This window comes from Vibrio algicola, assembly GCF_009601765.2.
GTDB lineage: Bacteria > Pseudomonadota > Gammaproteobacteria > Enterobacterales > Vibrionaceae > Vibrio > Vibrio algicola.
In genome coordinates this window covers 2233890-2246181 of the sequence record NZ_CP045699.1, presented here as the reverse complement: position 1 = coordinate 2246181, position 12292 = coordinate 2233890, and the positions used below count along the sequence as shown (strand labels likewise).

8 protein-coding genes are annotated in these 12292 nt (G+C 35.4%); 6 read left to right on the top strand and 2 right to left on the bottom strand.

Annotation, left to right across the window (positions count from 1 at the left end):
• Nucleotides 1-154 precede the first annotated feature (154 nt).
• On the bottom strand, nucleotides 155-442 hold the full coding sequence (locus GFB47_RS10195) for a pyocin activator PrtN family protein (RefSeq protein WP_134277953.1): 288 nt from the start codon (nucleotides 440-442) through the stop codon (nucleotides 155-157).
• A gap of 950 nt (nucleotides 443-1392) precedes the next feature.
• On the opposite strand from GFB47_RS10195, the gene GFB47_RS10190 reads away from it, so the two are divergent.
• From GFB47_RS10190 to GFB47_RS10180, 3 genes are all read left to right on the top strand, one after another.
• A complete protein-coding gene (locus GFB47_RS10190; RefSeq protein WP_153447872.1) occupies nucleotides 1393-2322 on the top strand; it encodes a hypothetical protein in 930 nt (309 codons plus the stop codon).
• Nucleotides 2323-2385: 63 nt separating this feature from the next.
• A complete protein-coding gene (locus GFB47_RS10185) occupies nucleotides 2386-2757 on the top strand; it encodes a hypothetical protein (protein ID WP_153447871.1) in 372 nt (123 codons plus the stop codon).
• Nucleotides 2758-2770: 13 nt separating this feature from the next.
• Nucleotides 2771-4432, top strand: coding sequence for a DNA adenine methylase (locus GFB47_RS10180; RefSeq protein WP_153447870.1), 1662 nt, complete (start codon nucleotides 2771-2773; stop codon nucleotides 4430-4432).
• Between the two features lie 140 nt (nucleotides 4433-4572).
• Here GFB47_RS10180 and GFB47_RS10175 read toward each other — a convergent pair whose 3' ends face one another.
• Nucleotides 4573-6000 (bottom strand): zincin-like metallopeptidase domain-containing protein, encoded by a 1428-nt coding sequence (locus GFB47_RS10175; RefSeq protein ID WP_153447869.1) that lies wholly within the window; start codon nucleotides 5998-6000, stop codon nucleotides 4573-4575.
• Between the two features lie 273 nt (nucleotides 6001-6273).
• Here GFB47_RS10175 and GFB47_RS10170 point away from each other — a divergent pair, with 273 nt between their 5' ends.
• The 3 genes from GFB47_RS10170 to GFB47_RS10160 are packed head-to-tail and all read left to right on the top strand — an operon-like array spanning nucleotide 6274 to nucleotide 12237.
• Nucleotides 6274-7851: a type I restriction-modification system subunit M gene (locus GFB47_RS10170; protein ID WP_153447868.1), complete on the top strand. Its 1578-nt coding sequence runs from the start codon at nucleotides 6274-6276 to the stop codon at nucleotides 7849-7851.
• Complete coding sequence (locus GFB47_RS10165; RefSeq protein ID WP_153447867.1) at nucleotides 7835-8968, top strand: restriction endonuclease subunit S; 1134 nt, start codon at nucleotides 7835-7837, stop codon at nucleotides 8966-8968. The genes GFB47_RS10170 and GFB47_RS10165 overlap by 17 nt, the downstream gene beginning before the upstream one ends.
• 11 nt (nucleotides 8969-8979) lie before the next feature.
• Nucleotides 8980-12237, top strand: coding sequence for a type I restriction endonuclease subunit R (locus tag GFB47_RS10160; RefSeq protein WP_153447866.1), 3258 nt, complete (start codon nucleotides 8980-8982; stop codon nucleotides 12235-12237).
• Nucleotides 12238-12292 lie beyond the last annotated feature (55 nt).

Below are 12292 nucleotides of genomic sequence, written 5' to 3'. Positions count from 1 at the left end.
TTAAGTCTTTGTTTATTAGTGGTTTTGTTGTTTTTTTTCTGATTTGGGATCGTGTGTGGGGTGTTTTTCTGTATGGGATCATAAATTGAATTAGGGTTAAAAGTGGCGCTAACTCCATCTAAAAGATGAAGTAGCACCGATTTCGACAAACACATTAGCGATACTGATATTCATTCCATAAACCTCTAGCCTCATTCGTGCGCTTATCTATATACTTCACTAATTCCACCAGATGAACAACATAAGGAGACTTTTGACTCATACCCATCTTAAAGCAAGGAAAAGGTAACTCGTTACTTTTAGCCTTTCTTTTAGCGGTATTAACAGCAATCCCCAAATACGATTCAGCCAGTTCTTCTACTGGTATTAACAGCCTATTACTAAACTGAGCCAATAAAATGTGGTGAGTCATAGTTACAGTATTTTCTTGTTTCTTTTTCATAGTGGACCCCAATTAAAAGCGGGTCTAGTAAGCCGATATTAAAATCGGCAGTGTGAGACATCCATTTACTCATCACGATTGAAACAATACCAACTCGAATCTTTTCTGTCTATATTCCCAAGTAATCACTTATTGAAAAAGGGTTGTTGCACAGTATTTTTATACAAAAGAAAAATAGAAATGAAATTTTTTTACTTGTCAATAATTAAAAAATTTATTTATTGACTTGGGTGTGTGTTTAATGTTATTATATGCTCAAGCTAAATCTTATAGGTGGTTTTTACTATATGAGGATGTATATTTAGTCAACTGCATAGAATGGATATTCTTTAGATACACGCAGAAACAAAGGTTAATCTTGGACTAACTCTCCAAAGTGGACTCACTCTCCAATTAGCCACCAAATAGAGAACACAAAAGTTGTTCTCATATCAAAGAAAACCTATTGAGGTTTTCTTTTAAAGATGATTTTTTACTTACATTAACAGAGGAGTATTAAGTTTAGAGGCATTTTAATTAACACAAAATAGATCCAATTATTTATCGGTTAACGCTGGCTTATTGTGCCTGTTAGTCGAAAAGTAACTAATGCAATCAATACAAAAGTATTGTTGTGATCTGGTGTTTTTATTATACCTGTTTTAACTTGATGCGCTGACGTAAGTAACTATCTCATCTGAATTGGTGGTTTAATTTAGAAGGAGAGTTATATGTCAACACAATCAATCACACCCCAAAATCGAACCCTATCACCTATGCATAACATCGGTGAGGTTTTACTGCGTCCAAAATCCGCTAACAACATATTTCACTCCTTATATTTAATGCACTTTCCATAGTGTAGCTCCTTAGTTCACTCGAACTTAATTTTTAAATAAAACAAACAAATCATTAAAAAAATTACGCCCGCTGGGTGGGGCTTTTTGCACCCTAAATATAAGGAAAACACTATGAAATACCCAATTTATAAAACTCAAATAGATCAACTGAAAAGCACTAATACAGGTAGAAAATATATACGTTCAATCTGTGGTAAGAAAGGAAACCCAAATAAACATATTGAAGAGATATTTGAGTTGTCGTCTCAACCAAATACCTCACAAGAAGCATCAATCGGAAGATTGGTGTTACAAGAAAATCATTGGGTTGATAATGCTTCGCCAGTGATCTTTTTTGATAGCAAATCATTAGCTAAAAGCCTATATAAAGCTAAATTTGATTTTGAAAATAATTTTAATGTGGCACCTCCATTTAAAACCTTTTCAATTTCTTTTGCTCCTAATACTGTTATTAATGATGTTGAAGTCAAAACGGCTCTTATCTCTATTATGACGGTGAAAGAGTTTTCTGAGATGTATAAAGAGCCGTTAACCATCAACGGTTCAAGCCAAATAGACCCTGATGAATTGTGTATTACTGTTAATTGTGATCGTTCCACAAAAACGAAAGGTCAGCACTGGATAAATTCATTCTTTGCATACTTACCAGACTACTCAGAGACAATTAAAAAAACTCATTTAACTAATTTACCAAGTCAGGGATCTGAAGAGCTCCGTATTATCACAAAAATTGCACTTTCTTTATGTGTATATCATTCAGCAACCGACTTGAAAAAATTGATTGATGGCTACCCAAAATCAGCTCTATCCCTTCCAAAAGATAAAAACAAAGTCTCATATACCGCTTCTGTTCTACATAGTTCTCAAAAGACCAAAACAGGCAAGAGTGAAAGAAAAGTTAATCATCGAATTCCTCATTATAGAAACCTCAGAGCTAAAAGGTTTTACCAAAACAAATACAAGAATATGAGACCAGGAACTCGTTGGGTTTTTGTTAAAGAAGTCGACCCTAATGGAAGTATGAACACGCTACTTACTTAATTTAAAGGCATAAACAATAAATTTAAATGAACAAATAAAAAACAAAACTTAGGAGAAATAAATATGTGTGTATTAGAAGTGATGAAAGAAATAGCAAGCCAACGTGATGATTTTAATAGTGATCGCAACTTTGTAGCGGCATCAATGCGCTTTTTCTTAGATTTGGATGCTCTACCAGAGTGCAGAGCAGAGATGACGGTCATTCAAGAACTGTTTTCATTAGAAGATTGTATTTCGTTTGAGTTAGCTGAACACCTGATGGGGGAGTTTTCTAACATTGCTGATTTTCTTGAAGAAAACCTTAAAACACTGACAAAAGGTAGTATTGACGGAGATCTTCAATGCCGATTACTAATTAGAGCCGTTAGGTGTGCGATTGACGTGCTTGATACTGTTTTAAATGTCATTAACAACTTAGAAGAAAACAATAAATAAAGGGGAAATAGCTATGAATACAATAAATAAATTAGAACAATGTAATACCGATTTTTTGCAGAACAATATTATTACTTACTTGGGTAATAAGCGCACCCAGTTAGGTTTCATTAATGATGAAGTTTCACGCTTGATCGCATCAGATTCATCATTGAAAAACAGAGATAAAAAAAGCATTAAAATCCTCGATATTTTTTCTGGTTCAGGTGTTGTTGCACGTAGTTTCAAGCACAAGGGGTATTCTGTTTTATGCAATGATTTAGAAAAATACTCTGCCATTATTAATGATGTGATGATTGGAATGAACAAGTCCGATTTAGAGGCAATTTTCTCCTGTGTCTACGAGAAATTGGTCAGTTACTACTCGATTCATAATATCCCATTTATTAAATCAGATAAGAGTTCTGACTATGGAAAAGTGGTTGATCTATTGAATAGCGTGAGAGGCTTAGGCGATAATCAGATAAAGCCTTTTTTCCAAGTTCACTATGCTCCCAAGATTACTGAGCAAGCCGATTTTGAGACTGAAAGATTATTTTACACTCAAGAAAATGCTCAGTTTATAGATAGTGTTCTCGATGCGGTGTTTGAATTTAAATTAAATGGCGTGCCTGTCTTTAATGAAAAAGCCAAGAATGTCATTTTAGCCGATTTATTGCACTTAATGACCAAAAATATCAATAGCTCTGGGCATATGAAGAGCTTTCATAACGGTTTTGGTGGTAAGGGGAAAAATGCGCTTAGTCGAATTATGGCTGATATGATTTTAACCGAATTACCGCTCATTGAAGCTGAGAATGGAAAATCGTTTACGTGTGATGCTGTTTCAGTAATGAGCAATAATGCTCTCAATGTTGATATTGTCTATTGTGATTCACCTTACAACTCCCATCAATACAGTGGAAATTACCATCTATTAACGACAGCCGTGAATAACCGTGATTTGGATGTTGTTTCTGGGAAAGGTGGAATCCGAACAGAGCAAAATAAATCAGAGTTTTGCTATAAGAAAGTAGTTGATCTAGCAGGGATTAGACATAAGAAAGCTTACCACGCTTTTAAAGCTTTACTTGATGATGTGAGTAATCGATCTAAATATCTTATCGTTTCATATAACCAAGAAGGGATTTTAACTCAATCTGAGCTGATCGATGTGTTATCTAATGATGGAAAGCACTCTATTAAGGTTAAAACGCATAAGCACGACAAGTTTAAAGGCGGTAAGAACACGAATATAAGTAACGCTGTGGTTGAACATATTTTTATTGTTGAGCTTAATAAGCCCCAATGTTTAACAGAGGTTGAGTTACTAAAAAATAGTTTGAAGTTAGAAACTGAAAAACAACTTTTACTTGATAAATACATTAATACAGAAAGGCTACCTAATAATGTTGATTTTGTTCAATCAGGCACAAAGCAAGTGATTCAATTCAAGGGTGGAAAGATCTCGCTTGATTGCAATAATCGGGTAACTTCAGAAATATTTGAAAAATACGATGATCATTTATTCGAACTAATCAATAGCATCGAGTTTGAAAGTAAAGAAGAGATGATGAGCTTTTATATCAAGAATAATAATCGGAAAGCAGCTTTGAAATTACTGCCTTCCTTCAAAATAAAGAGTAAACGTCATCTATTTGACCAGTATTCGGCATTACTACTAAGTGCAGCATAAAGTTAATTAAAGCAAGAAGGGGACTACAAGCGACAAGGAGTTGCACAACATAGATAGAAATAAATAAAAAATAAAAATTTTCAGTAACACGATACAAAGAAGCCCGTTTAGGGCTTTTTGTCGTTCTGGGCTGGGTAATATCACATTGATAAACGTGATGGTTTTAACCTGTTTTTTGTAGGAGTAGTTTCATCGTTATTATCAACAGAGACATCAAAGATAATCGACTGTAGTAATTTTAAATTGTCTAATTCTCTCTTAACAATAGAGCTAGATACGCCTGTAAGCGCTACTTTTTTATCGGAGGTGAAAACCTCAATCCCGTCTTTAGACTCGTTGTAACCGATTATTTTTTGGTTTTTTAACGGTATCAGTGGACTGTGGTTATTTGCACTTTTAACAATATACTCATTCAATGCATCAGTATGTTTATCTGCTAATTTAAGCTCAAAATCCAACTTATCAGGCACTTGATAAGGTGATTGTATCGAAAGATCTAATTTGTGCTTTAATACCTTACGGCTGATAAACTCTTGGCTCTCACGGGCTAATTTACAAATGCTGAGTAATGCTTTTTTCTTGTCGGCAAAGTGGCTTGACCAACCTTCTAAATATTTGGCGTGGCTATTAAAAGTTTGCAAGCCCTCATCTAAACATATAAACATAGTGCTTGTCTCGGCCACTAACTCTTCAGTTGCGTATCCTTTTGAATTAAAAGGGTTGTTTTGTTTTCTGTTTAATCTACTTGGATGCCCTGTGCTATGTGAAAGCTCGTGTAAAATTACAGCAAAATAGGCTTTGTCTGATAAAAATTTATTTCTTGGTGGGATAGTGATGCAGTCATCTTTTGGTGAATAAAAAGCTCGATCTTGATTTTTCTCAATCACAGGCACGCCCATTGCATCAATGATAATTTTTGCTTTTTCAACAAACTCAATATCTTCCATTTCAGGAGACATAACTTTATTCTCTAACTCTTCTTGCCGTGCAAAATAATCACGATCTTCAATAAACGATTTTGGCAATAAATTCTTGATTTTTTCGATTGGAAAAACTTTGTAGGGCTTTAATCCTTTGCGTTTCTGGTAGCCATTTTCACGCATTTGAGTGAATGACATTCCTCTTGTTTCTTTTTCAAAAACACTTTTGCTGATTAATTCCCCATCTTTTTTATACGTCTCTAGGTATTTTACGACTTGAGCATCGAGTGTAATGCCTTTGAGAGGCTTTTCAGGATCAAATGTCTCGGATTTAGGGGGAAGTTTATCTTTATGTTGTTCAAGTAAATCAGAAGCTTGTTTGAAAGTAGAGTAAATCGGAACTTTGGTTGCGTTGATTTCTCCTTCTTGAAGCAACATTATAATATTTACTCCGTTATACTCATTGTTGTGAAAGTTCATTGGCAAACTTCTCAAGGCACTGCGATAAAAACTCACTTCTACATCACTATTTGAGCTTGGTTTTTCACCTTTTGGTTTTGAAAAATAATCAAATAATCTATCAAGTATTTGGCTTTGTTGGTCTGTTTTGGCAGTAGTGCGTCCAGCACTCGATCTTGGCTTTTTCATAAGCAACTCCTTTTGTTATGGATTACTTATGTCTTACCATTGATTGATTATTTTCCAAGTTATTGAAAAAATGGGACTTGTTTTTCGTTTTAATTTAGCTGTTTTAGCAATTTAGCCAAGGAAATTTTAATTCTAATTTTTACAAGGTTTGTAATATTTAGTCTTTATTAGATCTTGTTTCCATATAAAAAATAAGATTTTTTTGGTATTATCTGGCCTAATAATCCATCAATATGAATCTTCTAAAATTGACTCTCAATAAGGCATTACTCAGTGGCTAAGAAACCAACAGCAAAAAAGAAAGAAAAATCATTTGAAGAAACACTCTGGGATGCAGCTAACAAACTGCGTGGTAGTGTTGAATCAGCAGAATATAAACACGTAGTTTTAAGTCTCATTTTCTTAAAATTTATCAGTGACACCTTTGAAAAACAACGTCAGAAGTTGATTGATGCAGGGCTTGAAAAGCATATTGATATGGTACCAGCCTACACCAAAGATAACGTGTTCTATTTACCGCCTGAAAGCCGTTGGAGCTTTGTTCAGCAAAACGCTAAACAAGAAGATGTTGCGCTAAAAATTGATACTGCTTTGAGCACTATCGAGAAAACCAACAAAGCACTACAAGGTGCATTACCAGATAACTACTTCTCACGTTTAGGGCTAGATGTTAGCAAACTATCTGCGCTGATCGATGTGATTAATAACATCGACACGTTAGCGAATCCGCACGAAGATGTGGTGGGGCGAGTCTACGAGTATTTCTTGTCTAAGTTTGCGATTGCAGAGGGTAAGGGGAAAGGGGAGTTCTATACACCCAAAAGCATTGTTAACCTGATTGCTGAGTTGATTGAGCCATACAGAGGTAAGATTTACGATCCTTGTTGTGGTTCAGGTGGAATGTTTGTTCAATCAATGAAGTTTATAGATAGCCATAAGGGAAATACTAGAGACGTTTCTATATATGGGCAAGAGTATACTAAGACGACATACAAATTAGCGAAAATGAATCTAGCAATTCGTGGTATCTCTGCCAACCTTGGTGAAGCAGCGAAAGATACTTTTTCCAACGATCAACACCCGTTATTAAAAGCCGATTTTATAATGGCAAACCCACCTTTTAACCAAAAAGATTGGCGTGCTTCTGATGAACTTAAAGATGATCATCGCTGGAATGGATATGATGTTCCACCAGTTAGTAATGCTAACTACGGTTGGATATTACATATGGTATCCAAGCTATCAGAGAATGGGGTCGCTGCATTTATTCTTGCTAATGGTGCTTTATCTGGAAGTGGAGAAGAATACAAAATTCGTAAAAAAATGATAGAAAATGATTTAGTTGAAGCAATAATAACTCTTCCTAGGGACATGTTTTATTCCACAGATATTAGTGTAACTTTATGGATTATTAATAAAAATAAAAAAGAACATAATATTCACTTGAGTGATCAGGATAAAAAATACCGTTCTAGGGAAGGTGAAGTTTTATTTATGGATTTGAGGCGAAAAGGTTCGGAATTTGAAAAAAAATATACTCAGTTAACAGGGGAGGATCTTCAGGAGGTTGTGAGTATTTATCATAACTGGCAACAAAAAAATTGGGAAAAAACATATCAAAACATCCCTGAGTTTTGCCAATCAATTAAATTAGCTCAAATAAAAAATAAGGATTATTCATTAATCCCCAGTAAATACATTCCATTTATTGATATTGACAAGGACATTAACTTCGATCACGAGATGAAAAAAATTCAAAAGCAGTTTGATAGCTTACTAAATGAAGAGAATAGATCTCAAAAAGAATTAATAGAAGCATTCAAGGGGTTGGGTTATGAACTCAAAATTTAGTCCTATTGGGAAGCTTGTTCAATTAGTAGATAACCGTAATATTGATTGTAAAGTTAAACTGCTATTGGGGATGAATATTAAGAAAGAATTTATGCCATCAGTAGCGAATACAATTAATACAGATTTGTCCAAATATAAGGTAATTAAAAAAGACCAGTTTTGCTACAGCCCAATGCAAACAGGCCGAGATGAAACGATTCGAGTTGCACTTTATAAAGATGAATCAGCAGCTGTTATTTCTCCAGCTTATTCAGTTTTTGAGGTCATTGATACATCTATTGTGATAGCTGAATTCATAATGATTTATTTTTTGAGAGCCGAGTCTGATCGTTACGGTTGGTTTATTAGTGATGGAAGTGTTAGAGCTAGCCTAGATTGGGAACGATTCTGTGAGATCGAAATCCCTTTGCCATCATTAGAGACACAGAAAAATTACGTCAAAATATACAAAGCTATAATAGCAAAACAAAAAGTGTATAAAGATAGTCTAGATAGCCTTAAATTTATATGTGATTCGTTTGTTGAAAATCAAATATTAACTGGTAACAAGAAGAGATTAGAGTCATATATAGTTCAATCTGATTTGAAAAATTACGATTTATCAACTTCATATTTGAGAGGGATATCAACAGCCAAAAAGCTAATTGAGTCAAAAGCGAATACAAATGGTGTTGATTTTTCTAAGTATAGAGTAGTTAAAGCTAATGAGTTTGCTTATGTTGCAGACACTTCTAGGCGAGGTGATAAAATAGCTATAGCTATGAATCAAGAAGGGAAATCGTGCATTGTCTCTGCTATTTACACCGTATTTGAAGTAAAAAAAGATTCAGGGTTGTTACCAGAATATCTATATTTATGGTTTAGTAGAAAAGAGTTTGATCGTTATGCCCGTTATCATTCTTGGGGAAGTGCTAGAGAGACATTTGATTGGAAAAGTATGTGTGATGTTGAGTTGCCAATTCCTACTATAGAAGAACAGAAAGCTATTATCGCAATTCATAACGTATTGGAAGAACGCAAAAAAATATATCAACAATTACAATCTTCAATTCAGCCTCTTTGTCCTGTATTGATTCGGGGTGTTCTACAAGAATTAAATTTAGAATCAGTTAAGTAGGGTAAAAAGTAATGAAATTCACAGAAGAAAGGCTAGAACAAGCCATTATTGAACTGCTAGGGAAAGAAGGCTATCCGCATACTCGTGGTGAGGCGATTGAGCGAGTAGCTGAAGATGTGCTAATAAAGCCCGATCTTCGTGAATTTTTGGCCAAACGCTACCAAGCTGAAAGCATTACAGCTTCTGAGATAGAGAGCATTATCCATAAACTGGAATACCTTCCTGCTTCGGATCTCTACGATACCAACAAAGCCATTATGAAGTTTGTCTCTGATGGTTTTTTGCTCAAGCGAGAAGATGCGAGCAAAAAAGATTTATATATTCAGCTTATTGACTATGAAACGATTCAAGCTGAATTAAGCAATTTCAATCAATCTTCAGAATTAAAAGTGGCAGAGCCTAGCGTTAGTTATTTGCCTAAAACTGATTCTAATATTTATCGAGTAGTTAATCAGATGGAGATACAAGGCTACGAGTTGCGTATCCCTGACGGTATTCTCTATATTAACGGTTTACCGCTTGTCGTATTTGAGTTTAAGAGTGCCATTCGAGAAGAAGCAACACTATTCAGTGCATACGAGCAAATTACCAATCGCTATGATCGAGATATTCCTGAGTTATTCAAATACAACGCTTTGTGTGTGATTAGTGATGGTGTAAATAATAAGATGGGTTCCTACTTTGCCCCCTATGAGTTTTATTACTCTTGGCGTAAAGTGACTGGTGAAGAAAAGTTGGATAAAGACGGTATTGATTCACTCTTTACTATGATCAGCGGTTTGTTTAATAAACAGCGTTTAACCGATGTAATTCGTCATTTTATCTACGTGCCTGACACTTCAAGTAAACAAGAAAAGATTGTTTGTCGTTACCCTCAGTATTACGCAGCAACAAAGCTTTTTGCCAATATTAAACAACATATGAAGCTTACTGATCAGCAGGGCAATTTGATTGATGCTGATGGTTTGCGAGATGGTAAAGGTGGAACATACTTTGGCGCAACGGGCTGTGGTAAAAGCTACACAATGTTGTTCTTGTCTCGCCTATTGATGAAAGATGTTGAGCTAGGTAGCCCAACCATTATTCTTATTACCGATAGAACCGATTTAGATGATCAGCTTGCTGGGCAATTTACCAATGCAAAAGCCTATGTGGGCGATCAGAATATTATCAGTGTAGAAAGTCGAAGTGAGCTACGTGAGCACCTAAAAGGGCGTAAAAGTGGCGGTGTTTTTCTTACCACGATTCATAAATTTACCGAAGATTTAGCGCTACTCACTGAACGAACTAATGTTATTTGCATCTCGGATGAAGCGCACCGAAGCCAAACCAACTTAGAGCAGAAAGTCACTGTTACTGAAGATGGTGTGAAGAAAACCTACGGCTTTGCTAAATATTTACACGACTCTTTACCAAACGCTACTTATGTTGGCTTTACAGGCACACCAATAGATGCAACGCTGGATGTATTTGGTGCAGTCGTTGATAGCTACACAATGACAGAATCGGTTTTTGATGAAATTACCGTGCGTATTGTTTATGAAGGTCGAGCGGCTAAAGTTTTACTTGATGGTAAACAGCTTGATGAAGTAGAAAAATACTATAAAGCGTGTGAAGACGCTGGAACGAACGAATATCAAATAGATAAAAGTAAAACAGCAATGGCGAGTATGTCTACCATACTGGGCGATCCTGATCGTATTAAATCCATTGCCAAAGATTTTGTCGCACATTATGAAAGTCGTGTAGAAGAAGGCACGACTCAAAAAGGCAAAGCGATGTTCGTTTGTAGCAGTCGTGAAATTGCCTATCAGTTCTATCAAGAGTTGATTGAACTTCGTCCTGAATGGGATGAGGTTAAGGTGTGTGAAGAGGGAACAACCCTATCTGAAAGTGATAAGAAAAAAGTTAAACCGATGGAACGAGTCAAAATGATTATGACTCGTAACAAAGATGATGATAAAACACTCTGGAAAAAATTGGGTAATAAAGAGCATCGTAAAGAGTTAGATCGTCAGTTTAAAAATGGTAAATCAAACTTCAAAATCGCTATTGTGGTAGATATGTGGTTAACGGGATTCGATGTGCCGTTCCTCGATACTATCTACATTGATAAACCGTTGCAGAAACATAATTTGATTCAAACTATTTCAAGGGTAAACCGTAAATTTGAAGGAAAAGAAAATGGTTTAGTAGTCGATTATATCGGCATTAAAAAGCAGATGAACCTTGCTCTTTCTCAATATACAAGCGGCCAAGATCAGAACTTGGAAGATATTAAACAGTCTGTGATTGTGGTGAAAGATCACTTGAACTTACTTGATGGGCTATTCCATAAATTCGACTCAAAACCCTATTTTACTGGCTCTGCACTTGAGCAATTACATTGTTTAAATGCTTCTGCTGATTATGCGCTGAGAACTAAGAAGTTTGAAAAAACCTTTATGGATTTAACCAAGCGACTTAAATCAGCTTATGATATTTGTGTAGGTAGTAGCGAGCTAAAACAATCCCATAAAGACAAGATTCATTACTATCTGGCTGTTAGAACCATTGTCTTTAAAATCACGACTGGCGGTGCGCCTGATGTTGATCAAATGAACCGTAAAGTGCGTAATTTAGTGAAAGATGCGCTGATGAGTGACGGTGTAGAAGAGATATTTAAGCTGGGTGATGATCAAGGCTGTGAGATTGATATTTTTGATGAAGATTATCTTGCTAAGTTAGAGATGGTGAAACAACCCAATACCAAGCTTCAATTGCTTCAGCAAATGCTTGCCAAAGCGATTGGTGAGTTTAAAAAGACCAATAAAGTAAAAGGTGTCGATTTCTCTAAAAAGATGAATCTGTTAGTTGAGAAATATAATGAGCGAGAAGAAAAAGATGTGCTTCGCTCTGAGGTTATCACTGATTTTTCTGATGAAATTATTAATCTCTATAACGAATTGCGTGAAGAGATGGCTTCCTTCGGTGAAATGGGAATAGATTTTGAAGAAAAAGCGTTTTACGACATTCTGATCTCACTCGCTCAAAAGTATGATTTTACCTACCCAGAAGATAAATTGACTGATTTGGCTAAGGAAGTGAAAAAAGTCATTGATGATAAAGCTAAATACACTGACTGGAACAAACGTGATGATATTAAGGCTGAATTGCACTTTGATTTGATCATCTTGCTTGATGAATGGGGCTACCCACCGATCGACCGTGATGAAGTGTATAAAGAGATTTTTGAGCAAGCAGAGAACTTTAAGCGCAATGTAGCGTAGGTAAAGGTTATTATTTTGTTTATAGCTTTACTCATTTGTAGAGCACTTAAATACA